Source organism: Flavobacterium terrae (assembly GCF_900142035.1).
Lineage (GTDB): Bacteria > Bacteroidota > Bacteroidia > Flavobacteriales > Flavobacteriaceae > Flavobacterium > Flavobacterium terrae.
The window spans coordinates 374,329-398,792 of the sequence record NZ_FQZI01000001.1 but is presented as its reverse complement, the minus strand read 5'-3'; the positions used below and the strand labels follow the sequence as shown (position 1 = coordinate 398,792).

The following is a 24,464-nucleotide window of genomic DNA, read 5'->3' as shown; positions in this document are numbered from 1 at the left end:
TTTCACGTGAAACAATATAGTTTTTGCTTTAATTATAAAATTTATTTTCTGTTCCACGTGGAACAGAAAATAAATTAAAGTTGTTTAAGAATGTTTCACGTGAAACATTGAAATTTTTTCATCTTCTTTAGATCTCATTAATATTTCATCTGATTCGGTTTTATCTTTGTATCCGCAATAATGTAATACTCCGTGAATCATTACTCTTTTTAATTCTTCTTGAAAATCAATATTTAGGTCTTTTGCATTTTCTTCGACTCTTTCGATTGATATAAAAATATCACCTGATATAACATTATCTTGAGTGTAATCAAAACTAATAATATCGGTTAAAGTGTCATGATCTAAATACTGCTGATTAATCTCTAATAAATATTCATCATCACAAAATATATATGAGATTTCACCAAGAAATTTGCTTTCGGAATCAACAACATTCTCAATCCATGTAGAAAATAAATCTTCATTTTCTAAACTGAAATCTAATTCGTAATTATAATTTATCATTGGTTTTAAAATACTCTTGAACGCGTTTATTAAATTGCGAGCGCAAAGGTAATGTTTGTCTGTTTAATATTTCAATACTATTTAAATATTCTTGCAGCTTTTGAGGTAGAGGAGGAGCGCTATTCTGAAACTCTTTTTTATTAGTTATACCTTCTCTTTTGGTGTCTTGATTTTGTTGTTGTGCTGCTTCCTCTAGTTTTAATAAATCATATTTTAAATTCAGTGCTTTTTGAACAACTTCTTGTGTGAAGCCTTTATTGATTAATTGCTTTTCAATTTGCTTCATTTTATTAAGGGCATCTTGACCAGCGCCAGACATGCCTAATTTTTTTAACTCGTTTTCTAAACTCTCTCTTAATTGACGTTGCTCTTTTAAAATATCTAAAATTTCATTTGCATTACCTTCACCATCATTAGCACTACCTTCACCTTCTTTAGATTGACCAGATTTATTTCCGTTTTGATCTCCTGAATTACCTTGTCCAGACTTTCCTTCCCCTGGTTTTTCACCTGGCTTTTGCCCTTGTTTATCCCCACCTTCTTTATTGCCTTGTTGCATTTTTTCGCCAAGACCTTGTTGTTTTTTAATAATATCTGGAAGTTGCATTCCTCCACCTTGTCCTTTTCCTGGTTTAGGTTTACCTTGGCCTTGTCCAGACATTTGCATCTGCATACTATTCAAAATATCAGCCAACATATTCGCTAAAGTGTTAGCGCCAGTTAAAGCAAATTGTTGACTAGAAGTTCCGCGTCCTATTTGATTTTCGGTAAAAGAAACAATACTCTTATCCATATTGTAATGTATATTTCCAATTTCGGTAATTACTTTTTCACCTATTTTTGGATTACGTAAAGACATTGCAAATAAACTATCGTCCACATAACGAAATTGATTTTTTAAATCTTGTTGACGCTTTAAATTTTTAGCAAATGAATTATTACTACCATTACCTTCTTTAATATTTTTCAATAAATTCTCTTGGGAAAAAGAAACTTCAACTAAATTATCTAAAATTTGACGCAACATTTTAACATCTTCTTCTAGTTGCTCTTGCTCACCACTTTGCATTTCCATTTGCATACCTTGACTCATTTGTTGCATTTTTTTTGCTGCACTCTTTTGTTTAGGAGAAGCGTTAGAAGGAGAATTCTTTTTTAATTGTTCAGATGCGTTCTTTAAATCTGAATCTATGCTTTCTTTCTTTTCTTTGTCATTAGGTATGTCTAAAGGTTTTTTTAATTCTTTATTTTCTTTGTCAAGTGCATCTAATTCTTTCTTTAAATCTTCAAATTCTTTATTAATTTTATTTTGATCTTCTAGAGAATTCTCTTTACTGTCTGACAACTTTTCTTGTTTTTCTGCAAGTTTTTCAAGTTTATCAGCTAACTGTTCAGCTTTCTTTTCTACGTAATATCTTTTTGTTAACTCAACTAATTGCTCTAAACTTTTAGTTTGATTTTTGCTTTTTTGTTGGAACTTTTCAATCCTATCAAATAAATCTTCTTGTTCAAGTTTATTGTTCAATTCTTTTAATTCTTCTAAAAGTTTTTGATTTTTTTCAGCATCTTTTTCAACCTTTTTTAGACGCTCATTGAGTAATTCTTTATCTTCGTCTTTTTCGTTAGGATTAAACTTTTCAAGATTCTCTTTCATCTTTTCAGAGAATTCCTTAAACATTTCCTCTTGTTGTTTTTGACGTTTTATAAAATCATTTATTTTTTGCTGATCTTTATAATCAAGTTCCTTTTTCTCTTTATTTGTCTGTTGTAATTTCTCAAGTTCGTTAAGTTGTTTGTCTTGATTTTTTAAAGATTTCTCAAGACCTTGAATGCTTTGATTTTGGTTTTCTAAAAACTGTTCTTGCTTTTCTGTTTCTGTATCTTCTCTATGTGAAAATACAGAAGACTTTACAGATTTGTAATTATGCAAAGCATCATTATCGGAAACTTCAAAATAATATTCATACGCTACACCTTCTTCAATAGGTAGGTTACTAGGAAATGAAAAAACAAATTGATCATAAACATCATTCTTGACCTTCAATGTTCCTCGATAAACTTTGGATGTATTATTCTCTGGATAATAAACAATTTGCAATTTGTGAAGTCCATAATCATCAGAAACTTGTCCTAAAACGTAATTTTTCCCAAGCTTTAAGGTATCAGGAGCAATATCTGCTTTAATTGTAGGGTATTGATCCTTTAAAACATTGATTGAATACGATAATTTTTCATAATCTTTCACCTTGTGATTAGAAGTAACTATCTGATATTCTGTATTTTCATAAACATTTTTTGAAAAAATAAAATTCTTATCAGATTTTAAAAAATTAGAGGATTTGCTATTTTCAACAATACTAACATTATCTGTAGCAACAGTATTCATTACCCAAGATACTTTAGTACCTTCTGGTAGGATAGCATTTCCAGTTCCTTTTATTGTTTCAGGTTTCTTGTTTAAATAACTAGGAAAATTTAAACGCATCTCAAAATTTACAATAGCGGGAACTTTAGTCACGTTAAGAACCATGTTTGAAGAAGAAACTTCATTGGCTTCTATATGAAAAGGAATGTTTTCTAAAGGCTTTTCAAATAAAAATTGAAATTCACCTGGCTTTGTACTTTCCATAAAATAACTTTCGTTATTGATATAAATGATCGCTTTTTCTGGGACGACTTTGCCGACAGTTTTTACTTTTAAAACGAAATCTTTATTTTGTTCAGTAATCAAATTTGAACCCAAAACAAAATTGAATGGGGCAGGAGGAGTGTATTGTTCTTTAAAATTTACAACACGACTCATACTATCCGTTATGTATTCTTTTCTCCCTGAAATGGTAAGGAATAGAATAAATAAAATTGGAATTGCAGCAAGCGGAATGAATTTCTTGTTTTTATTAAAATCTACAGCATTAGTAAATGGAATGGGTTGTAAAGAATTAGCCTTTTGTTCAATAGATGCTAAAAGTAATTCTGATTGATCTTTATCATTTGCTAATTGTAAAAAATTAATCAACTTGTCATTAACTGTCGAGAAATGGTTCCCAATAATTTTTGATGCCTCTTGATAATCTATACCTTTCTGAAGTTTAAATAATTTTAATAAAGGAAAAACAATAAACCTTCCTAGTAAAATTAGCTCCACCAATATAAAAGTCCAAAAAAGAAAAGTTCTTCCTGTTGGTTTTAACCAAAGAAAATATTCTATAAAACTTGTAAAAAGGAAATACAAAAGACCTAGTCCTACAAAGAACAACGTTCCACGTAGGAGCTCATTAGTATAGAATTTCTTTATGAACTCTTCTAATTTATTAAAGATTATTGCTTTAGAATCCAATGCCAATTATTTAATTATAACCTATAAAGTTACGATTTTTGCTGAATATCAAAACAATTAGTAATTTTAGTAGAAACTAAAACTAAAATTATGAAGTACTTACTAGCCTATTCAATTCCGATTGTAGCATTTTTTGGGATATATTATCAAGGGTTATGGGCATATTCAGCTTGGGCGTATTCTTTTATTTTATTGCCTATTCTAGAGATGATATTACCTTTAAATGAAAATAATTACTCTGAAACAGAAGTGCAAAGTAGATTAGCAAATCGTTTTTATGACATCCTTTTGTACTTAAATGTTCCAATTGTTTATGGAATGATTTGGTTAACATTAACAAAAGTCACTACATCACAATTAACAATATTTGAAATTATTGGAAGCATTTTAAGTTTAGGAGTTGTATTAGGATCGAACGGAATTAACGTAGGACACGAGTTAGGACATCGAGAAACCTTATTTGAAAGAATTTTAGGCAAACTATTATTAATTCCTTCACATTATACACATTTCTTCATCGAACACAATCACGGGCATCATTTACATGTTTCAACTCCAGAAGATCCTTCAACTGCAAAATACAATCAGACATTATATGCGTTTTGGATACAAACTGTAACTGGAACTTATACTAAAGCATGGAAAATTCAGAGGAAACTAAATGAAATAAACAAGATTAATTTCTTCAGTTTAAAAAATGATATGTTTTGGTTTACCATAATTCAAATAGTATACTTGTTAACCATCTATTCAATTTTTGCAGTCAAAGGTTTTCTAGTTGCATTATTTGCTGGAATAGTTGGTTTCTTACTTCTAGAAACTATAAATTATATAGAACATTATGGCTTGATGCGCAAACAAACTGCTTCAGGAAGATATGAACGAGTAACTGAAAAACATTCTTGGAATTCAAATCATATATTAGGACGAATTATATTATACGAACTTACCAGACACTCTGATCATCATTATAAATCACAAAAAAAATATCAAATTTTAGAGTATCATGATGTTTCTCCACAAATGCCATATGGATACCCAACCAGTATGGTAATGTCATTTTTTCCTCCTCTTTGGTTTAAAGTCATGAACGAAAGAATTCCGAAAGAATAAAGGTAAAAAAGTACTAAAACTTCATAAAGAGACTTAAAGATTTAGGTTTAAAAGATATACCTCAAAATAATCCTATTGTCTTTAAGTCTTTTTATCTTTGCAATCTAATTTTAATACAATGTCAAAGCCAGTTAGAGTGCGTTTTGCACCCAGTCCAACAGGACCTTTACATATAGGCGGTGTACGAACAGCCTTATTCAATTATTTATTTGCCAAAAAACACAATGGTGTTTTCTACTTAAGAGTTGAAGATACTGATCAAACTCGTTTTGTTCCAGGAGCTGAAGCTTATATCATGGAAGCACTAGAATGGTTAGGAATTGCTCCAGATGAAACAGTAGGTAAAAATGAAAAGTTTGGACCCTACCGTCAAAGCGATAGAAAAGAAATATATAAGCAATATGCTGACCAATTGATAGAAAATGGTTGGGCGTATTATGCATTTGATACAGCAGAAAAACTAGATGAATTACGTAAAACAGCCGAAGCAAATAAAGAAACGTTTATTTATAACCATTCGGTTCGTGAAACTTTAGATAATTCATTGACTGTTTCACGTGAACAAGTGGAAAAAAGAATTGCAAACGGCGATGCTTATGTAGTGCGTTTTAAAACTCCAGTGAATGAAACTTTACATTTACATGACATTATTCGAGGTGATATAAAATTTGAAACGAATTTATTAGACGATAAAGTATTGTTTAAAAGTGATGGAATGCCAACTTACCACTTAGCTAATATCGTAGATGACCATTTAATGCAAACTTCACATGTTATTCGTGGAGAAGAGTGGTTACCATCTATGCCATTACACGTTTTGTTGTACAAAGCTTTTGGTTGGGGTGCTCCAGAATTTGCACATTTACCATTGATATTAAAACCAATTGGTAATGGTAAATTATCCAAACGTGATGGTGACAAAATGGGCTTCCCAGTATTTCCGTTAGAGTGGAAGACTGAAGAAGGAACTTCTATGGGATATCGTGAAAACGGTTTCTTCCCTGAGGCAGTTGTAAACTTTTTAGCTTTATTAGGTTGGAATGACGGAACAGAACAAGAAATATTTTCACTAGAAGAATTGGTTCAAAAGTTTGATTTAGCCCGTGTAAATAAATCAGGAGCCAAGTTTGATCCTGAAAAAAACAAATGGTTTAATCATCAATATTTACAAAAGCAAAGTGATGAGAAATTAGCAGATTTGTTTCAAAAAGTTCTTATTGAAAAAGAGATTTCAACTTCTCTTGATGTAAAAAGAATTGTTTCATTAAATAAAGAAAGAGCAAATTTTGTTAATGATTTATGGGATTTAACCGATTACTTCTTTGTAGCTCCAATATCATATGATGAAAAAGCAAGTAAAAACTGGAAAGAGGAAACGCCAGATTTAATGAGACAGCTCATTACTGTTTTAGAAGGAATCTCAGACTTTACTAGTGCAACAATTGAAACTGAAGTTAAAGATTGGTTAACAGCAAATGAAATAGGAATGGGGAAAGTAATGCAACCATTTAGATTAAGTCTTGTTGGAAAAATGATGGGACCACATTTATTTGATATAGTAGAAATCATAGGAAAACAAGAAACAATAAAAAGAATTGAAAAAGCAATTCAATCATTATAAAAAAAGCCCCAATAATGGGGCTTTTTTATTTACACTCTATGTATACTGGAGCATTAAAAAAACTTAGAATTGATAAATTGTCAATACTGTGTGTGTTTTTATCATAAACAGATAGTCGGTTAATTAAATTAATGCATTCTGAAAAATAAAAAGAGATTTTAGAATAAATTTCTGAGCGATCGTTAGAACTCTTTTGGTTTTTAAGATTATTAAAATTATGACTTTCAATGATATTGTAATTTTTATCAATAACGTGGAACACATAATTAACTTTTTTACCATCAGATTCTGGATCTACTGTTGGTATTGTAATTAACATTTTATCCTCAGTTTCAGTTAAAACAAAAAAACCAGTAATTTCCCTAGAATTATTCAGTCTAAAAGTTTTGAACTTATTCACGCCAAAAACAACATAATCAAAGTCTTTAAAATTCAGTTTTATTTCTTTATCACTATCAATTAACTTATAATAAATCATCTTTTCTAAGCTATTAACTCTAAAGGAGTTGCTCTTTATTTGAGATTTACTACCATCTGCTTTAATGATAAAAGAATCTGCAAATGTTAGATTGAAGGAGAAAAATAAAAGTAAAAAAATGTAAAAGTTTTTCATGTTTAGTTGATTTAGGTTTGCCAAGTAAAATTAGAATGCAACTCCCAAAAACACGGTTAACTAAACATCATAAAAAAAATAAGATAAATAAAAATTAAGGTTAAGAAGTCATAAAAAAACCTGCAAAAAGCAGGTAATGTTTATAAATTGAAAAGTAACTGGCCACTCAATATGCCTAAATTCCCTTTAAATTTATGATTGTTATTTCTAATAACTCGTAAATCATCATTATTAAGCTTATTCATAAAATTATTAAGCCCATATTGATAAAATCCAACAAATTTCAAACGGCTTCCTCCAACAGTAAATCCTATGTAAAGATTTCCATTAATTTTAGATACATCAATAATATCATTTGCTGTTAAAAGTGTTCCACTTATAATCAAATCCTCATCATTTGAATTCAATTTTAGTTTGTCATTAATTTGAAGTACAGGTCCAAAATCAATAGATAGGTACTTTTTTATCAAATCTGCACTTAATAATAATCGAATTTGAACAGCTGGTAGCTTATAATCAACGTCCTTCGTAAGAGTTTCAACAGAAAATTTGCTTTCCATAAACTGCATACCAAAAATCATACTCCAATCATTATAATAGTTCCCTCTTACAGAAAAACCTCCTATCCATCCTATACCTGGCTTAGTATTAAAATTTGGCGTAGTTAAACCTGTTCGAATAATACCTCCCGAAATTGCTATTCTATTTCCATCTCTTTTTCCATATTGAGAGTAAGAATTAGCAAAGCTTAAAATCAATAAAGTAACTAGTAACTTCTTCATTTACATAAATTTTGGCGAAAGTACATATAATATTCAAATTTATATTTGTAACTTTTAAAATAAACCTCCGTATAAATACTATAAATCAACAAACAAATCTAGAAAACATGAGTATTCCTTTTTTAGCCTTTTTATTCATTGGCTTTATTCTTTTAATTTCTTCATTCTTTACTGTTAAACAACAAACCGCTGTTATAATCGAAAGATTTGGAAAATTTAATAGCATTCGCCAATCAGGTTTACAACTTAAAATTCCAGTAATTGACAGAATTGCAGGCCGTGTAAACTTACGTATTCAACAATTAGACGTTATTATTGAAACCAAAACAAAAGACAACGTATTCGTTAAGTTGAAAGTTTCGGTACAGTTTAAAGTAATTCAAGACAAAGCTTACGAAGCTTTTTATAAGTTAGAATACCCTCACGACCAAATTACTTCGTATGTATTTGATGTGGTACGTGCCGAAGTACCAAAACTAATTTTAGATGATGTTTTCGTTCGTAAAGATGATGTAGCCGTAGCTGTAAAACGTGAATTGAATGAAGCAATGACTACTTACGGATACGATATTATCAATACTTTAATTACGGATATTGATCCAGACATTCAAGTAAAAAATGCGATGAACCGTATTAATGCTGCTGATCGTGAAAAAACGGCTGCTGAGTATGAAGCAGAAGCAGGTAGAATTAGAATTGTAGCAAAAGCAAAAGCAGAAGCAGAAAGTAAAAAACTACAAGGTCAAGGTATTGCTGACCAACGTCGTGAAATTGCTCGTGGATTAGTAGAAAGTGTAGATGCTTTAAACCAAGTAGGAATTAGTTCACAAGAAGCTTCGGCCTTAATTGTAGTAACACAACATTATGATACGTTACAAGCTATTGGTGCCGACGCAAATTCGAATTTAATTTTGTTACCAAATTCACCACAAGCAGGAAGTGATATGTTAAATAATATGGTGGCTAGTTTTACAGCGAGTAACCAAGTGGGTGAATCGATGAAAAAATACAGAAAAACTAAAACAGAAGATAAAAAAGATTTTCCAACTGAAAATTTTGGTGACAACGACTCTCCAGAAACAGTTTAAAAGTAATTTTTTTAATTCTAAAAACCATCAATGTAAAATTGGTGGTTTTTTTATGCTTTCCTACCAAAAAATAGGCAAAACTTAAAATTAAGCGATTTAAAGTATTTTTTAAATAAAAGATATAAAATCACCTTAATCATTTTTAAAAATGTCTTAAAAACAAAATATAAAAGTCACTTTTTTTAAAAAAATCTATTGTAATTAATTTTTAAATAGATTTTATAAATAATAAAAAAAGTCTGTTATTTAAACAGACTTTATCAATATAATTTATTTTTAGATTATTTTACTAATTTTCCTTTTTTAAGTTCTTCGCCAAATTTAGCCTGGAATGTTCTTGCGTCATTTTGAAGCTGTCGTGTAACTTCTAAAATATTTGATCCTTCTCTAACACTTCTTCCATTATAGCTTGTATAGCATTTATCGTTAAAAACATATAAAGTGGCATCTATATTAGGAACATTTATAACTTTTAAACCTTTAAAGTTTGCCCTTTTTATTTCAACTGGTAAATCATTTAATTCAGATGTATACTGCTGATTAACAAGTTCTACAACTTTTGTTCCTTTACTACTTGAGGCAACGCTAATAGTAGTAACTGTTTTGTTTTCAGTAGTAAGAGGTACGATATATACATTCTCACTTCTTGAAATCGTTGCTATATTTCCACTAGTATCATTTAATAAACTATTAAATTCTGTGCTAAAAGATTCAATAGGATTAGAAATTTGAGCAACTTCAACCTCTCTAGCAGAAACACCAAAATTAAACTCTTTGTTTTCTGAAAGCAACTTTAACAAATCAGATTTTCCTTTAGCAGCAGCTTCTCTAATTCCATTATTAGCAGTAGTTTGAGCCATTAAACCAGTAGAAATTACTGCTAAAAAAACAGCTATAATTGATTTTATATTTTTCATAATTGTATTTTTTAAGTTATTTTTTACTGATATTATACCACGTATTCCAATGAGTTTTGGCGCCAGTCGGATCAACATATTCTTCATATGTAATTAAACGTTCTTGACCCACACAAGGTCCCCAAGGATCATTTAATACCACATAATTTGTGCCATTTACAGTTACATATCCTTTAACTGCAACTACATGTCCTACCACACCGCTTTGTCCGTAAGCAAAGCCAAGTACATCTTTACTGCAATAAATGCTCTTTTTTAATTCATCCCAACTTAAAGCGGTAGCAGATTCAGAAAATTTAAGGCCACAATAATCTAACTCTAGCCAACCAGGACTATTACAATCATTAGTTTTTCTACAAGTGTTATCTGTAGGTTCATCGTTGCAACAGTTTGTTTTACCAAATCTGTGGTTTGCAAGTTCGCATTGTGTTTTACTAACTCCTTCATTTTGAGCGATCATTTGAGTAGTAGCTGCCCAACACCAATTGTTTGTTTCTTGTGGGCGAAGTGTATTGTTTACACTTCCAATTAAACCAGGTTTACAACAACTTTGTGTTAAAAATAACAACCCAGTAATTAGTCCTAGAATAATGATTCTTTTTGTTTTCATAATTAGTTTGTTTATTGATTATACTTATCACAATCATTTTGATTATGATTATTAACAAAGCAAAACTATGGTATACAATTGGTTAGGAATCGAGGACAATTCCTGATTATTCAAAGGGAAATAAGTGAAAAATTGAGGGTGCTTTTCCTGTTAAATACAAAATAACCCTTTCAGACCATGAATCTAAAAGGGTTATAATTAAATATTAAAAGAATTATTTATTCTTTACTTTCAACTTTTGCCCAAGTATCTCTTAACCCAACAGTTTTATTAAAAACTAATTTTTGAGCTGTAGAATCTCTATCTGTGCAAAAATATCCTAAACGTTGGAATTGGAAATGATCCAACTCTTTTGTAGTTTCTAAACTTGGTTCCACATACCCTTTTATTACTTTTAAAGAGTCAGGATTGATGAATTCTTTGAAGTCTATTTCTTTATTTCCATCAGGGCTTTCGTGTGTAAATAAACGATCATATACGCGTACTTCAGCTTCTAAGGCATGTTGTGTAGAAACCCAGTGAATTGTTCCTTTAACCTTACGTTTAGAGGCTTCTGTACCGCTTCCAGAACGTGTATCAGGATCATAAGTTGCATGGATTTCAGTAATGTTTCCATCTGCATCTTTTACTACTGATTCACCTTTAATGATATAAGCGTTCTTTAAACGAACCTCAGTTCCAAGTGTTAAACGGAAGAATTTTTTATCAGCTTCTTCTTTAAAATCTTCTCTTTCGATATAAATCTCCTTAGAAAAAGGTACTTTTCTGAATGTTAATACTTCCTCTTCTGGATTATTTTCTGCTTCTAACCATTCTTCTTGTCCTTCAGGATAGTTTGTAATCACTAATTTAATTGGATCCAAAACTGCCATTACACGAGGTGCAATTTTATTTAAATCCTCACGAACACAGAACTCTAATAACGAAACATCAATTAGATTTTCACGTTTAGCAATACCAATTGTATTAGCAAAATTACGTATTGAAGCAGGCGTATAACCTCTTCTTCTCATACCAGAAATTGTACTCATACGAGGATCATCCCAACCTGCAACATGCTTTTCTTCAACTAATTGTAATAGTTTACGCTTAGAAACTACTGTGTGTGATAAGTTACGACGTGCAAATTCTCTTTGTTTAGGACGAACTTTTGATTCATCATAAATTTGATTTAAAAACCAATCGTATAATTCTCTATGAGGTAAGAATTCTAGCGTACAAAAAGAGTGTGAAATTTGCTCTAAATAATCACTTTCTCCATGTGCCCAATCATACATAGGATAAATACACCAATCGTTACCAGTACGGTGATGATGAGCGTGCATGATACGATAAATAATAGGATCTCGCATCAACATATTGTTAGCGCTCATACTTATTTTAGCACGTAAAACATGAGTTCCTTTTTCGAACTCTCCATTTTTCATACGTGTAAATAAATCCAAATTTTCTTCAATTGAACGATTTCTAAAAGGAGAATCGGTACCTGGAGTTGTAGGTGTTCCTTTTTGAATAGCCATATCTTCAGAAGATTGACTATCAACATAAGCTTTTCCTTTCTTAATTAATTCAACAGCCCAATCATATAATTGTTGAAAATAATCTGAAGCATAACATTCTTTATCCCATGTAAAACCTAACCATTCAACATCACGTTTAATTGCATCTACATATTCTTGTTCTTCTTTAGATGGGTTTGTATCGTCAAAACGTAGGTTTACAGGAGCTTGATAATCAATTCCTAAACCAAAATTTAAACAGATAGCACTTGCATGACCTACGTGTAAATATCCATTAGGTTCTGGTGGAAAACGAAAACGTAATTTATCTTTTGACAAACCATTTTTTAAATCTTCTTCAATGATTTGTTCTATAAAATTCAATGATTTTTCTTTAGTAGACATTTTTCTAAAATTGAGAGAGCAAAGTTATCAAAAATGTTGGTTAATTGGTTATTCGTTTATTTGGTTATTCTCAAAATTTGTACTTTTATCGAACGAAAAAATTACCAAATCCTCAAATAATGGGAATAATAAAACTTAAAAATATACGCACTTTTTCTTTTCACGGCTGTTTAGTTGAAGAAAGTAAAATAGGGAGTGATTACAGAGTTGATTTAGAAATTGAAGCTGATTTAGAAAAATCATCACAAACCGACAAACTTGCTGATACCGTTGATTACGTTCATCTTAATAAAATTGTCGTGGAGGAAATGGCTATTCGATCTGAATTATTAGAACATGTTGCACAACGAATTATTGACCGAACTATAAACGAATTATTACCAGTATCCAGAGTTTTAGTAGAGGTTTCTAAGTTAAATCCTCCCATTGGTGGCGATGTAGAAGCTGTAACGATAGTCTTAGAAAAAAGTAGATTTTAATAAAAAAGCCGAAGATAAATTTCGGCTTTTTTTTATTTCTTTTGATCTCTTAATTTATACTTTCTTGACTTATATAAATCAGTCGCAGCGACTATATGTGCAAGAGCATCTTTAGCTAATTCTGGATCTAATTTTACAGGTTTAAAGATTGTATCATGAGTTACTTCAAACTGTAAAGGCTCTTTAAATGGTTGTAAAACGACTACTTGATTATCAACTCTAAAGGCATTTATATCGTGAAATTGCATGATAGATCTCCCTTTAGTTTCAGTAGGAATTTTAAAGATGTTTCTTCCTGGTGTTGGAATTTCAGCTTTTACACCAATTAAACTCAACAAAGTAGGAGGAATGTCAATTTGACTACATAATTTATCATACGTTTTCCCTTTTGCAATCTTAGGACCAATGATTAAAGCTGGAATGTGAAACTTATGAACAGGAACCAAATGTTTACCAAATGTTCTAGTATTATGATCAGCAATTACAATGAAAACTGTGTTTTTAAAATAGTCTTCCTTTTTTGCTAATTCAAAGAATTTACCAATTGAGAAATCGGCGTATTTCATAGCATTTTTAACTGTATTTTTTTGTTTGTCATACTGTTTTATTCTACCATCAGGAAATTCAAAAGGTTCATGATTTGAAGTTGAAAACATTAATGAAAAGAAAGGTTTATTTCCTTTTGATTTAAAATATTCATTGGCTTTTATCGCCAAATCTTCATCTGAATATCCCCAAGTTCCTTTGAAAGCATATTTTTTCCCATCTTTATCAAAATCAGTTTCATCAATTATATTTTCGAAACCATTTCCGTTGAAAAAAGAAGCCATATTATCAAAATTAGCCATACCTCCGTAGATAAAACTAGTATCAAAACCTTCTCTTTTTAAATTGTCTGCCAAAGTAAAAAATCCTTGTTGTGAATTACTCAATTTAACCACACTTTCTGATGGTGAAGGCAAAAATCCTGTAACAACAGCCTCAATTCCTCTAACACTTCTAGTTCCTGTGCAATAAATATTGGTAAACAAAGTTCCATCTTTAGTCAATTTATCAAGCTCAGGAGTTAAAGGATATCCTCCAAGACTTCCTACAAACTCGGCTCCAAGACTCTCTTGAAGAAAAACAACTAAATTATAAGGCCTTTTTAAAACTGTATCAGGTTGTTGAATATGTAATAAAGGTAAATTAGGATCTGTAAAATCTTCTGGTTTTGCAGTCATGTACTTTTTAACTCTGCTATACGCTTCGTTTATGTCCATTTTACCATACATTTTTTCTGAGTTTCCTTCATTTTTGATAGAATAAGCAGCAAACGCAACTGTGTACAATGAATTAAGTCCTACGCAGTTTGTTAATTGGTTTACCGAAAAAACTGCATTAGATGCGTTTATAGGTCTTTTTGAAGTTAAACTAGATCTAGCTCCTAAAAACAAAAGAAAAGCTACTGGAAGGAATAAAATAAGCTTATTCTTGTAATCATTAGCTACGGGATAAAATAGTTTTTTACCATGTTTAAATGCAAAATACAATCCAGCTCCTAAAACAATGAAAGTTACAATCATTGATGTCAAGTAACTTTTAATCAATGTTCCTATTACTTCTTTTGGATAAATTAAGTAATCTAAGAAAAGTCGGTTAGGTCGTGTATCGTATTGTTTGATAAAATCAGGCGTACTCATTTCCATTAAAAGCAATAAAAACAAGAACAGAATAAAGTAAATATTTAAAAACTTTTTAAAAAAATTAAGCCACTTATCAGGCAGCAAACAAATTAATACTGCTGGTAAAAACGATAAATAGCAAAGTAGAATTAAATCGAAACGCAAACCGATAGGGAAGATGTACCAATAATCTTCAGTTTCCTGAATGCGTTCTTTAAACATAAAGAAGATAATTATTCTACTTAATGTATTGATTAACAAACCTATTAGAATAAAATAGAAAATAGGTTTTAGATGTTGAATCTTTTTCATTGGGTTAAAAGTTTTAAAAAAATATTTCAAAAGTATAATTAAAACATGAAGAATTTTGAGGAAAGGAATAAAATTTAATTGGATTTGCTTGTTTGAGAGTAAATATTATGTAAATTTGCCGTCCATACTGGTAATGGCGTCGTGGCCGAGCGGCTAGGCACCGGTCTGCAAAACCGTCTACCCCGGTTCGAATCCGGGCGATGCCTCTAAAAGAGTTACTTGAAAAAGTAGCTCTTTTTTTATATCTAATTTTTAAGAAAAATTAATTAAATATTTCGGGCGATGCCTAAAAAAATTTCCAAAAAAATGATTGGTTTTATATGGGTATAACAACAAAAAAGAGCAACTAAATGTTGCTCTTTTTATTATTTGATAACCCGAAAAACAATTGTTGAAGGATTTTTTATGCAACCAAAATCAGGTCCAAAATAATTAGCTTTTATATTTGAAATAATTATAAAGTCTTTTTTACGTACTTTTTTTATTAATTCAAATGCTTCAGGAGTAATCTTATTACCAGTTATTGTCATTGTTGGATAACCTTGAACTTTTAAATTAAACTGTTTAACTATGCTTTCCATCATTAGAAAATCTTTAAAATAAACACCTATTTCAGCATTTTCAATTTCTACAATATTAAAAATTAAACCATCATTAAAAGGGCAGGCAATATTATTTATAGTTCCATCAGGAGCTGGTAATCCAGCTTTAATTCTAAATCTATGTTCTTCAATAACTTTAGAACCATCAAGTTTTTCTATTTCTACAATAACTTTAGTTTCTGTCCCAGGTCCTGGTCGAAGTACATACTTTCCTTCTTCGTTTTGTGAAACTCCATTACCAGTAATTTTATAGGATTTTGCATCATTAACAGCAATAGAAATTGGATTTGGAACTCCTCTATAAACCACATTCATTCTATCTAAACCAATAACTGAAAGTTTAGATTTAACATCTTTTATCGTATCATTTTGAGTAAAACCTAAAAAAGGAAGTAGTAATAATACAATTATTTTTTTCATGTTTTAAAATCAGTTTTACAGCTTTCTAATCTTAACCACAGGGGTTTTTGCTATGGCTAAATTTAAGTCTGATTCAAAAATAAATTTGTGTAAAATGATTAATGAAACCTTGGTATTAGCCATAATTTCTTCATAAACATCTTGAGGAATTTTGTTTCCTTTTATTTCAAAACTATCTAAGAAATCGCCTTTACTGTTTGTTAAATTGATACGGAAACCAGTAACTGCAATATTGCCTTCTAAAAGATAATCAATCAATTTTACCGAAATTTCTGCATTTAAAAGTTCTTTACTAGGCATTTCTAGAATACAATCCCCATTAATACATCCTTTTTGATTGACTAATATAGCAGCGTATGGTAAGTCTTTAACTCTAAAAATGTGTTCTTCAACAACCTTTGTACTGTCTGAAGTTTCAATTTCTAATATTACTTTTGAGTCTTTTTCAGCTTTTGGTTTAATAAAATACTTTCCTTCATCATTTCTAAAAATATTATCACCTTTTATTTTATAAGGTTTAGCATTAGATACCGCTATAGAAATAGGATTAGGAATTCCTCTATATGCTATGTTTAATTTATTTAAACCTATAACTGATAAATTAGTTTTAGTAATTGTATCGTTTTGTGCATAAAAAGAGAAAGAAATCAGTAATAAAAATAGTAGGTGTTTTTTCATAAATAGTAGTTGGTTAGATTGGGTTTATTTTTTTAATTGTTCTATTTTCTTTTCAATCATTTCTTTTTCGTTAGGGAAAAAGCCTTGGGCAATTAAAAAGAAACCAAAAATCATTAAAATGACACTTATTACACGTTTAATTTTATGAATATTGTGTTTATTTAAACGAGATTTTAACTGTTTGGCTACCAATATTTTTAAAATATCGATTGCAATATAAGATAAAATAATCGTAGTTATGAAAGTTACAATTCGGCTTGTTTCCATATTAAGCTTGGGAGCAAAAACTATTATAACTCCCATCCAAAAAGCAAGCACACCAATATTAATAAAATTTAAAAAGAACCCTTTAAAAAATAAGCCTAAGTAGTTCTTTTTATTAATATCATCTACAACATCATCTATTTCTTCTTTTTGCTTTTTTTCGTACTTCTTTTTTTCGTTGATGTATGAAATTAATCCATAACCAAACATTAATATTCCTCCAAAAATGAAAAGTCTGGGATTGTCTTTTAATTTTTCTAAGATTTGATTAGTACTAAAATAAGCTATTAGTATAAAAACTAAATCTCCAAAAACTACTCCGGCATCAAGAATCATTGCAGCTCTAAACCCTTTAGTTATACTTGTTTCAAGTAAAACAAAAAAAACTGGACCTATGGTAAAAGCTAATAAAAATCCCCAAGGAATAGCAGAAAGTATGTCGTTAATCATTCAATATTTTTTAAAAATGGCAAGTTAAAACTAATAACTTATAAATAAAATTATCTTTTACTCATTATAATATCTCCGCCAAGCATCGTTTTTTGATTGACTTGTTTTGGATTTCCAAAAATGGTAATTGTACCACCTGCACGGATTTTTGCATCAACAAAATCTGAAGCTCTTACATCGGCACTACCACCAGCATTTATAGAAACTGTTGCTTGAGTAGTTTGACATTTTTCGGCTTCAAATTTTCCTCCTGAACTCACTACAACATCTAAGTTTTGAGTATTTCCAGTAAGTTTTATTACAGATCCACTCGAAGCTTTTGAAACTATTCTAGTTGCTTCAATTTGGACTCTAATTTGTCCTCCTTCTTTAGTTAATAAACTAAAATTTATAGCTTTTAAAATAGAATCACATGAAATATAACTTCCTTCATTTGCTTCTAAAGCTTCTATTTTTTTAAAATATACTTTGGCTACTACATCATCACCTTTGAGTAATTTTCCAAAAGGCATTCTAATTTTTAATTCGTCTTTTACAGTTACTAGTTCTACTTCTTGAGAGTTGTTTCCTGTAAGCTCAATTTTGTTTTCTGTTGAAGGAATCAATTGCACAGAAATTTTATCAAAAGCAGTTACTTTATCAAAATCTCCTAATGTCTTATTTACTTGTGCAAAAGCACTAATCGAAATTAAAAATAACGTACTTAACAATACTTTTTTCATATGGTTAAATTTTACTCGTTTCTTCTTATAAAATGAAAATCTAATTGTTTTTTAACTAAATCGGCATTTTTTACTTTGACCCAAACTTCATCACCAAGTTGTAATAAACTCTTTGTTGTTTCTCCAACTAAAGCATATTGCTTTTCATCAAATGTGTAATAATCGTCTTTAATCTCACGAATACGTACCATTCCTTCACATTTGTTTTCTACAATTTCTACATAAATTCCCCATTCGGTTACACCAGAAATTACTCCTAAAAACTCTTGATCTTGATGATCTTGCATGTATTTAACTTGCATGTACTTAATCGAATCACGTTCGGCACTACTGGCCGAATTTTCCATGTTGGAAGAATGAACACATTTTTCTTCATACACTTCTTCATCAGCACTTTTTGCTCCATCAAGATATTGTTGTAACAATCGATGCACCATTACATCGGGATAACGACGAATAGGTGAAGTGAAATGTGAATAATAATCAAATGCTAATCCATAATGTCCAATGTTTTCGGTAGAATATTTGGCTTTACTCATAGTTCGAATTGCTAAAGTATCGACCATGTTTTGTTCTTTCTTACCAATGACATCTTCCAATAATGTATTCAATGATTTTGAAATCGTTTCTTTGGATTTGAAATTTAAACTATATCCAAACTTCGAAATCACTCCTTGAAGGTTCATTAATTTATTTTCATCTGGTTCATCGTGAATACGATACACAAATGTTTTCTTTTGTTTTCCAATGTATTCAGCAACTTTACGATTTGCTAATAACATGAATTCTTCAATTAGATGATTGGCATCTTTAGCTATTTTGAAATATACTCCAACAGGTTCATCATTTTCATCCAATTTGAATTTTACTTCTACTTTATCAAAAGAAATAGCACCATTATTCATTCTATTTCTTCTAAATATTTTAGCCAATTCATCTAGTTTTAAAGTAGCTTCAACTATCTCATTCTTAACAATATATTCTTCTCCAGTTAATGATATTTCGGCAGGAATTGTATTTGATTTCGTTTCAATGATATGCTGTGCTTCTTCATAAGCAAATCTTTGGTCAGAATAAATTACTGTTCTTCCAAACCATTGATTGGTAACTTGTGCTTTTTCATTGATTTCGAAAATAGCAGAAAAAGTATACTTTTCTTCATTTGGTCTCAATGAACATGCAAAATTACTCAACACTTCTGGAAGCATTGGAACTACACGATCTACTAAATAAACCGAAGTTGCTCGTTTAAAAGCTTCATCATCTAAGATAGTTCCTTCTTGAACATAGTGAGACACATCGGCAATATGAACACCTATTTCATAATGACCATTTTCTAATTTTCTAAACGATAAAGCATCATCAAAATCTTTGGCATCTTTTGGATCAATAGTGAATGTAAGTACATCACGCATGTCACGACGTTTTGCAATTTCTTCTGCTTGAATAGAAGTATCTAATTTTTTAGCATACGCTTCTACTTCTAAAGGGAAATCATATGGCAAACCATATTCAGCAAGTATCGCATGAATTTCTGTATCATGTTCGCCAGGTCTTCCTAAAACTTTTATAACCATTCCAAAAGGAGAATCTGCTTTTTTAGGCCAATCTTCAATTTTTACTAAAACTACATCTCCATCTGTTGCTTCTCCAATTTTATCTTTTGGGATAAAAATATCAGTATACATTTTTGCATTGGCAGTAGTTACAAAAGCAAAATTCTTTTGCACATCAATTACTCCAACAAATTCCGTACGATTTCTTTCTATAACTTCAATTACTTCAGCTTCAGGTCTTTTTCCTTTTCGACGATTATATACATACACTTTAACTTTGTCACCATCAAGAGCATGGTTCAAATTATTCGTTGGTATAAATACATCTTCTTCAAATTCGTCAGAAACAAAATAAGCTGTTTTACGAGAAGTCATGTCGATTGTACCTTCGTAGTAATCTTGACTTTGGGCTTTAACAATATACTTACCAGGTTCTATTTCTATAATCTGCTTTTTTGAAGCTAAAATTTTAAGGTCTTTAATAATTTCGTTACGGCTTTTTGTATCATCTACTTCTAATTTAGCCGCTATCTGTTTATAGTTAAAAGGTTTATTCGCTTCTTTTGAAAGTATTTTTAAAATTTTTCCAGAAAAATCTTTTACTCCTTTACTAAATCTTCTAGGCTTTTTACTCATCTTCATTTTTAATTACAGCTGAAAATTACAAAATAGTTTACAGTTATGAGTAAAGAGTAACCAGTTTTAAAATAAATATAACTTTTCAACTACTATTTAAACTTTAACACTTTTAATTTTTTTAAAATTCAAGAGTTTTTAACAATAACTAAAAACAACAAAAAGAGATTTTTAAAAAATTAAAATTTATGATGGTTATGATAGGGTGTTGATAAGGCTGAAAACTTTTCAATTTTATGTATTGTTGTAGAGTTATACAAAGTTATACAACGATATTAACAACTTGTTAGAGTAGTAATGAATTGAAAACAAATGATTTATTTTTGCTTATTAACAATTGTTAATTTTTATTTTTATACTATTTTTTTTGATAAGTTAACTGGTTAATTTATGTTAATAACTGTTGATTTCTATTGGATAATTTTTCTAAAAGTTGAAGAAACTTTTCTTGGATTTTTAATTTAGGTTTTGGATTACAATTTTAATTGATACAACCAAAAAATAGTTCTTATTTTCTTTCCTGAGTTATTAACAAAAGTTGTTAAATGCTAATATGTTGATTTCAAAGAGATGAGTTATTTTTATTAACATTGGTTAACAAGTGTTTGAATTAATTATAATTTCTTGATTTTTAGAATATTAAAATTTTTCACAAGCTATTAATATTCTCTATTAATGTAAAAATAAAATACAGATTAAATACTTTGAATCTTTTTTAAGCTTTGTATAATTCTGTATTTTTGTAAAAAATTAAAACACACAACTTAACACTTATAATATGACAATTTCGATAGGAAACGACCACGCAGGTCCAGATTACAAACACGCTATTGTAAAATACTTAGAGACAAACGGTCACACAGTTATTAACCATGGTACAGATACTTTTGATAGTGTTGATTATCCTGATTTTGGGCACCCAGTGGCATATGATGTGGAAACTAAAAAAGCGGATTTTGGTATTGTAATTTGTGGAAGCGGAAATGGAATTGCCATGACAGCTAATAAACACCAAGATATTCGTTGTGCATTATGTTGGACGGTTGAAATTGCCGAATTAGCGCGTCAACACAATAATGCTAATATAATAAGTATTCCTGCGAGATATACTTCTATTCAACAAGCGATAGAAATGGTTGAGGTATTCCTTATAACAGAATTTGAAGGAGGAAGACATGCCAACAGAGTAAATAAAATTGCTTGCAAATAACAAATACAAACTCCTTAATTTAAGGAGTTTTTTCTTTACCATTATTCAAAAGTATTATGTCTCATAGCCATAACCATGTACACATTCACAAACACGAAGTAGAGGGCAAGAATCTTGTTTTTTCTATTATTTTAAACTTATTGATAACTGCCGCACAGGTTGTGGGTGGATTGATCTCGGGTAGTTTGGCTTTGATATCTGATGCCTTGCATAATTTTTCAGATGTTATTTCTTTAGTCTTTAGTTATGTTGCACATAAATTATCCAGAAGAAAAGCTTCTATAAATAATACTTTTGGTTACAAACGCGCTGAACTGATTGCAGCTTTTGTAAATGCATTTACACTTCTTTTAGTAGCTATTTATTTGGGCTATGAAGCGATTCTTAGATTTTTTCACCCTGAACCCATAAAATCTGGGATGGTTATTTGGTTGGCAATACTAGGGATAGTGGTAAATGGATCTTCTGTTCTTTTATTAAAAAAAGATGCTGATCATAATTTGAATATGAAATCAGCTTATTTGCATTTATTAACAGATATGATGGCTTCTGTAGCTGTTTTGGTTGGAGGTCTATTAATGAAGTTTTATGGATGGTTTTGGGTCGATGGTGTAATGACTTTGCTAATATCAATTTATTTAATTTATGTTGGATTTGATTTACTAAAAAGTTCTACAAAAATGTTGATGTTGTTTACACCAGAACATATTGACATTAAAGAAATTGTTAGAGAAGTGCATAAAATTCCTGGAGTTGGAAAATTGCATCACATTCACGTTTGGCATTTGAATGAAGAAGAACTGCATCTAGAAGCTCACTTAGATTGTGCAGAGAATATCTTAATGAGTGAATTCAATGATTTACTTCACGAATTGGAGATTGTGTTGTTTACTAAATTTGGTATCAATCATATTAATATTCAACCAGAATTTAAAAAAGAAGACCCAAAAGATTTTATTGTACAAGATTAAATCCTTGGTAATTGTAGTTTTTTACGAATAGCAAAAATTCGGATAGAAGCGATTACTAAAATCCCTATCAACATACTCACGTCTGATTGAAAATCATAATTCAAAAATAGTAAATATAAGCTCCCGCCAATTAAACAAGCAGTGGCGTACAATTCGCCTGGCTTTAAAATACTGGGTACTTTATTACATAAAACATCGGCTAACAATCCTCCAAACGTTGCTGTGATAATTCCCATTACTAAAGCATATCCGCTTGAAATTCCTGAGCGTAAAGCAACTTGAATTCCCACAATTGTAAACAAACCAATACCAAATGCATCTATTAAAAAAATAACCTTTTTGATAATGTTGGTATTCATCTTAAAGAAAAAGGTAACAATGGTTGAGGCAAGCACTATGAAAATAGCCAAGTTGTCGTTTACCCAATTAACTGGCCTGATACCAATTAGTAAGTCACGTATTGTTCCACCGCCATAAGCGGTTACAAAAGCCAAAACAGCAGCTCCAAAAATATCAAAGCGTTTGGTACGGGCTTTTAAAACACCGGTAACAGCAAAAACAAAAACCCCTGTATAGGTTATGACTTGTAAAGCATCCATGGAATCGATTATTGATACAAAAGTAATACGTATTTCTTTTGATGAACATAAAATAATTCAAGTAACTTTACTTTTCTCAAATTTGTTTCAAACTGTCATTTATTTATGAACGAAGAAGCTCCGTTGTTTAAAAAGCAATATTACTCCATAACCGAAAATTTGTTTCAGTACCTAGAAAAATATAAAAGGGTAACAAAAACCAATGTGTTTTATGACGACTTATTACGTTTTCAGGGTTCGGTTATTGTATACGATCAAAAGGGAGAAGACACCCTTTGGTTACGTGTTTTTTACAATGAATTTGACCGAAAAGAAATTGATTTAAGTCTGAAGAAGATTTATACTTTACTACATTCAGATGGTGATGAAAGAGTCTTGAAACACCTTACAGTCGATTATATTGATTATTGCGGTTTTGGAAACTCAAAACCTTTTAGAGTAAAGGTCAGAAATATACTCAACGACAATTACACACATTTTTACATCAAAAAAGCCGACGCTTCGCGTATTTTCGGGTTGGAATTAGAACATATTTTATCACCCAATCGTATTAATTTCTTGGTGTATGAAAGCACTTTAATTGAAGAACATATTGTGGGAATTCCAGGAGATGTTTTTTTAAAAGAACATTTAAATAAATGCACCGAAGCTGAAAAAACACAAATCGCGAAGGAGTTTGTCAAATTCAACGAGCGCTGTATGATAGGTTTGTTAGGAGATATGCGATCGTATAATTTTGTAGTAATTCCAACGTACGATTACGATCACATTGTTTATAAAATTCGCGCTATCGATTTTGATCAACAATGTTATGAGGGCAATTTCAAATTATACAAACCACATCTTTTTAAAGAAAATTTTCAGTTTACCGAATTGGTAAAAGAGAAATTAGAACCTGATTCTATTGATCAATACCAAAACGAAGAACGATCATTGTTAGTAAAACGTTTAGCAGATTCTGAAGAGCGATTAACCGATTTATTATCCGTAATGAAATCGATGATGCTGTCTCCAACATTTCATTTGGAACAATTAAAAAAAGAAACCTACGAATTCACAAAAGATAAAAACTTCAAAAACGCGAAGTCAATGGGTGAAGTCATGGAGGCTGCATTGAATTTTATGAAACGTAATTACAAATCAAACTAGATTCGCATAAAAACAAAAAGAACGATTTGAGCGATAAGGACAAAAGTGAATTTCCATAAAAAACTTCCTTTGGAAACTTTGTGATTAAACATGAACATTCCTAATAAACCACCTATAGCACCTCCCACAAAACTAAAAGCCAATAAATCCTTTTCAGGGATTCTTCGTTTGTTTTTTATAGCCAAAAGTTTATCGACACCAAACAATGATAAGGTTAAAATATTAATACAAATAAGATAAAGTAATACTATTTTCATTCT

Annotated in this window: 22 protein-coding genes and 1 tRNA gene; 8 read left to right on the top strand and 15 right to left on the bottom strand. The window is 30.2% G+C overall.

Going from position 1 to position 24,464, the window contains the following annotated elements; all coding sequences use genetic code 11:
* Window positions 1-84 precede the first annotated feature (84 nt).
* Together ybeY and BUC09_RS01825 are read right to left on the bottom strand one after the other, a co-directional pair.
* Window positions 85-507: an rRNA maturation RNase YbeY gene (gene ybeY, locus BUC09_RS01830; protein ID WP_073308117.1), complete on the bottom strand. Its 423-nt coding sequence runs from the start codon at window positions 505-507 to the stop codon at window positions 85-87.
* Window positions 494-3,844 carry a DUF4175 family protein gene (locus tag BUC09_RS01825; RefSeq protein ID WP_073309012.1) on the bottom strand — a complete coding sequence of 1,117 codons (3,351 nt, stop codon included), beginning with the start codon at window positions 3,842-3,844 and terminating at the stop codon, window positions 494-496. Before BUC09_RS01825 ends, ybeY begins: the two co-directional genes overlap by 14 nt.
* 90 nt (window positions 3,845-3,934) lie before the next feature.
* Between BUC09_RS01825 and BUC09_RS01820 the strand changes: the two genes are divergently transcribed.
* Window positions 3,935-4,957 carry an alkane 1-monooxygenase gene (locus BUC09_RS01820; protein ID WP_073308115.1) on the top strand — a complete coding sequence of 341 codons (1,023 nt, stop codon included), beginning with the start codon at window positions 3,935-3,937 and terminating at the stop codon, window positions 4,955-4,957.
* 118 nt (window positions 4,958-5,075) lie between these two features.
* Entirely contained in the window at window positions 5,076-6,578 is a 1,503-nt protein-coding gene (gltX, locus tag BUC09_RS01815) for a glutamate--tRNA ligase (RefSeq protein ID WP_073308113.1), read from the top strand.
* Window positions 6,579-6,603: 25 nt separating this feature from the next.
* Here gltX and BUC09_RS01810 read toward each other — a convergent pair whose 3' ends face one another.
* Both BUC09_RS01810 and BUC09_RS01805 read right to left on the bottom strand, forming a co-directional pair.
* The gene (locus BUC09_RS01810) at window positions 6,604-7,191 is read right to left on the bottom strand and encodes a hypothetical protein (protein ID WP_073308111.1); all 588 of its coding nucleotides are present in this window, start codon (window positions 7,189-7,191) and stop codon (window positions 6,604-6,606) included.
* A 140-nt stretch (window positions 7,192-7,331) separates the two neighbouring features.
* Window positions 7,332-7,973: a hypothetical protein gene (locus BUC09_RS01805; RefSeq protein ID WP_073308109.1), complete on the bottom strand. Its 642-nt coding sequence runs from the start codon at window positions 7,971-7,973 to the stop codon at window positions 7,332-7,334.
* A 107-nt stretch (window positions 7,974-8,080) separates the two neighbouring features.
* On the opposite strand from BUC09_RS01805, the gene BUC09_RS01800 reads away from it, so the two are divergent.
* Complete coding sequence (locus BUC09_RS01800; protein WP_073309010.1) at window positions 8,081-9,061, top strand: SPFH domain-containing protein; 981 nt, start codon at window positions 8,081-8,083, stop codon at window positions 9,059-9,061.
* A gap of 281 nt (window positions 9,062-9,342) precedes the next feature.
* Here the strand turns inward: BUC09_RS01800 and BUC09_RS01795 are convergent, their stop codons facing one another.
* The 3 genes from BUC09_RS01795 to BUC09_RS01785 all read right to left on the bottom strand — a co-directional run bounded on the left by BUC09_RS01795 (window position 9,343) and on the right by BUC09_RS01785 (window position 12,492).
* Entirely contained in the window at window positions 9,343-9,978 is a 636-nt protein-coding gene (locus tag BUC09_RS01795) for a hypothetical protein (RefSeq protein ID WP_073308107.1), read from the bottom strand.
* 16 nt (window positions 9,979-9,994) lie between these two features.
* Window positions 9,995-10,588 carry a hypothetical protein gene (locus BUC09_RS01790; RefSeq protein WP_073308105.1) on the bottom strand — a complete coding sequence of 198 codons (594 nt, stop codon included), beginning with the start codon at window positions 10,586-10,588 and terminating at the stop codon, window positions 9,995-9,997.
* Window positions 10,589-10,806: 218 nt separating this feature from the next.
* A complete protein-coding gene (locus tag BUC09_RS01785; protein WP_073308104.1) occupies window positions 10,807-12,492 on the bottom strand; it encodes a glutamine--tRNA ligase/YqeY domain fusion protein in 1,686 nt (561 codons plus the stop codon).
* Between the two features lie 119 nt (window positions 12,493-12,611).
* Here BUC09_RS01785 and folB point away from each other — a divergent pair, with 119 nt between their 5' ends.
* On the top strand, window positions 12,612-12,971 hold the full coding sequence (gene folB, locus BUC09_RS01775; protein ID WP_073308100.1) for a dihydroneopterin aldolase: 360 nt from the start codon (window positions 12,612-12,614) through the stop codon (window positions 12,969-12,971).
* A 32-nt stretch (window positions 12,972-13,003) separates the two neighbouring features.
* Here the strand turns inward: folB and BUC09_RS01770 are convergent, their stop codons facing one another.
* Entirely contained in the window at window positions 13,004-14,947 is a 1,944-nt protein-coding gene (locus BUC09_RS01770; protein ID WP_073308098.1) for an LTA synthase family protein, read from the bottom strand.
* A gap of 135 nt (window positions 14,948-15,082) precedes the next feature.
* Between BUC09_RS01770 and BUC09_RS01765 the strand changes: the two genes are divergently transcribed.
* Window positions 15,083-15,153 (top strand) — tRNA-Cys (locus BUC09_RS01765).
* 159 nt (window positions 15,154-15,312) lie between these two features.
* On the opposite strand, the gene BUC09_RS01760 is transcribed toward BUC09_RS01765, so the two are convergent.
* From BUC09_RS01760 to rnr, 5 genes are read right to left on the bottom strand one after another with little or no spacing between them, the layout of a single operon-like run.
* Complete coding sequence (locus tag BUC09_RS01760) at window positions 15,313-15,969, bottom strand: GldM family protein (protein WP_073308096.1); 657 nt, start codon at window positions 15,967-15,969, stop codon at window positions 15,313-15,315.
* Between the two features lie 15 nt (window positions 15,970-15,984).
* On the bottom strand, window positions 15,985-16,647 hold the full coding sequence (locus BUC09_RS01755; RefSeq protein WP_073308094.1) for a GldM family protein: 663 nt from the start codon (window positions 16,645-16,647) through the stop codon (window positions 15,985-15,987).
* A 24-nt stretch (window positions 16,648-16,671) separates the two neighbouring features.
* Complete coding sequence (locus BUC09_RS01750; RefSeq protein WP_073308092.1) at window positions 16,672-17,361, bottom strand: LysE family translocator; 690 nt, start codon at window positions 17,359-17,361, stop codon at window positions 16,672-16,674.
* A gap of 50 nt (window positions 17,362-17,411) precedes the next feature.
* A complete protein-coding gene (locus tag BUC09_RS01745) occupies window positions 17,412-18,083 on the bottom strand; it encodes a head GIN domain-containing protein (RefSeq protein WP_073308090.1) in 672 nt (223 codons plus the stop codon).
* A gap of 11 nt (window positions 18,084-18,094) precedes the next feature.
* Window positions 18,095-20,275, bottom strand: a complete 2,181-nt coding sequence (gene rnr / locus BUC09_RS01740) for a ribonuclease R (RefSeq protein ID WP_073308088.1) — start codon at window positions 20,273-20,275, stop codon at window positions 18,095-18,097.
* Between the two features lie 778 nt (window positions 20,276-21,053).
* On the opposite strand from rnr, the gene rpiB reads away from it, so the two are divergent.
* The gene (rpiB, locus tag BUC09_RS01735; protein ID WP_073308086.1) at window positions 21,054-21,485 is read left to right on the top strand and encodes a ribose 5-phosphate isomerase B; all 432 of its coding nucleotides are present in this window, start codon (window positions 21,054-21,056) and stop codon (window positions 21,483-21,485) included.
* Window positions 21,486-21,541: 56 nt separating this feature from the next.
* Window positions 21,542-22,456, top strand: coding sequence for a cation diffusion facilitator family transporter (locus BUC09_RS01730; protein ID WP_073308084.1), 915 nt, complete (start codon window positions 21,542-21,544; stop codon window positions 22,454-22,456).
* On the opposite strand, the gene BUC09_RS01725 is transcribed toward BUC09_RS01730, so the two are convergent.
* Window positions 22,453-23,055, bottom strand: coding sequence for a trimeric intracellular cation channel family protein (locus BUC09_RS01725; protein WP_073308082.1), 603 nt, complete (start codon window positions 23,053-23,055; stop codon window positions 22,453-22,455). The genes BUC09_RS01730 and BUC09_RS01725 overlap by 4 nt on opposite strands.
* Before the next feature lie 105 nt (window positions 23,056-23,160).
* Between BUC09_RS01725 and BUC09_RS01720 the strand changes: the two genes are divergently transcribed.
* Window positions 23,161-24,204: a hypothetical protein gene (locus tag BUC09_RS01720; RefSeq protein WP_073308080.1), complete on the top strand. Its 1,044-nt coding sequence runs from the start codon at window positions 23,161-23,163 to the stop codon at window positions 24,202-24,204.
* Here the strand turns inward: BUC09_RS01720 and BUC09_RS01715 are convergent.
* The gene (locus tag BUC09_RS01715) at window positions 24,201-24,461 is read right to left on the bottom strand and encodes a DUF1294 domain-containing protein (protein WP_073308079.1); all 261 of its coding nucleotides are present in this window, start codon (window positions 24,459-24,461) and stop codon (window positions 24,201-24,203) included. The genes BUC09_RS01720 and BUC09_RS01715 overlap by 4 nt on opposite strands.
* Window positions 24,462-24,464: the final 3 nt, after the last annotated feature.

What these genes read in the sequence shown, in the direction of transcription:
- BUC09_RS01720 (WP_073308080.1), top strand. Translation starts at nt 23,161, where the DNA reads ATGAACGAAGAAGCTCCGTTGTTTAAAAAGCAATATTACTCCATAACC.
- BUC09_RS01810 (WP_073308111.1), bottom strand. Translation starts at nt 7,191, where the DNA reads ATGAAAAACTTTTACATTTTTTTACTTTTATTTTTCTCCTTCAATCTA.
- BUC09_RS01725 (WP_073308082.1), bottom strand. Translation starts at nt 23,055, where the DNA reads ATGGATGCTTTACAAGTCATAACCTATACAGGGGTTTTTGTTTTTGCT.
- BUC09_RS01770 (WP_073308098.1), bottom strand. Translation starts at nt 14,947, where the DNA reads ATGAAAAAGATTCAACATCTAAAACCTATTTTCTATTTTATTCTAATA.
- BUC09_RS01715 (WP_073308079.1), bottom strand. Translation starts at nt 24,461, where the DNA reads ATGAAAATAGTATTACTTTATCTTATTTGTATTAATATTTTAACCTTA.
- BUC09_RS01790 (WP_073308105.1), bottom strand. Translation starts at nt 10,588, where the DNA reads ATGAAAACAAAAAGAATCATTATTCTAGGACTAATTACTGGGTTGTTA.
- BUC09_RS01805 (WP_073308109.1), bottom strand. Translation starts at nt 7,973, where the DNA reads ATGAAGAAGTTACTAGTTACTTTATTGATTTTAAGCTTTGCTAATTCT.
- BUC09_RS01820 (WP_073308115.1), top strand. Translation starts at nt 3,935, where the DNA reads ATGAAGTACTTACTAGCCTATTCAATTCCGATTGTAGCATTTTTTGGG.
- ybeY (WP_073308117.1), bottom strand. Translation starts at nt 507, where the DNA reads ATGATAAATTATAATTACGAATTAGATTTCAGTTTAGAAAATGAAGAT.
- BUC09_RS01800 (WP_073309010.1), top strand. Translation starts at nt 8,081, where the DNA reads ATGAGTATTCCTTTTTTAGCCTTTTTATTCATTGGCTTTATTCTTTTA.
- BUC09_RS01795 (WP_073308107.1), bottom strand. Translation starts at nt 9,978, where the DNA reads ATGAAAAATATAAAATCAATTATAGCTGTTTTTTTAGCAGTAATTTCT.
- BUC09_RS01750 (WP_073308092.1), bottom strand. Translation starts at nt 17,361, where the DNA reads ATGATTAACGACATACTTTCTGCTATTCCTTGGGGATTTTTATTAGCT.
- BUC09_RS01730 (WP_073308084.1), top strand. Translation starts at nt 21,542, where the DNA reads ATGTCTCATAGCCATAACCATGTACACATTCACAAACACGAAGTAGAG.
- rpiB (WP_073308086.1), top strand. Translation starts at nt 21,054, where the DNA reads ATGACAATTTCGATAGGAAACGACCACGCAGGTCCAGATTACAAACAC.
- rnr (WP_073308088.1), bottom strand. Translation starts at nt 20,275, where the DNA reads ATGAGTAAAAAGCCTAGAAGATTTAGTAAAGGAGTAAAAGATTTTTCT.
- BUC09_RS01785 (WP_073308104.1), bottom strand. Translation starts at nt 12,492, where the DNA reads ATGTCTACTAAAGAAAAATCATTGAATTTTATAGAACAAATCATTGAA.
- BUC09_RS01755 (WP_073308094.1), bottom strand. Translation starts at nt 16,647, where the DNA reads ATGAAAAAACACCTACTATTTTTATTACTGATTTCTTTCTCTTTTTAT.
- BUC09_RS01760 (WP_073308096.1), bottom strand. Translation starts at nt 15,969, where the DNA reads ATGAAAAAAATAATTGTATTATTACTACTTCCTTTTTTAGGTTTTACT.
- gltX (WP_073308113.1), top strand. Translation starts at nt 5,076, where the DNA reads ATGTCAAAGCCAGTTAGAGTGCGTTTTGCACCCAGTCCAACAGGACCT.
- BUC09_RS01745 (WP_073308090.1), bottom strand. Translation starts at nt 18,083, where the DNA reads ATGAAAAAAGTATTGTTAAGTACGTTATTTTTAATTTCGATTAGTGCT.
- folB (WP_073308100.1), top strand. Translation starts at nt 12,612, where the DNA reads ATGGGAATAATAAAACTTAAAAATATACGCACTTTTTCTTTTCACGGC.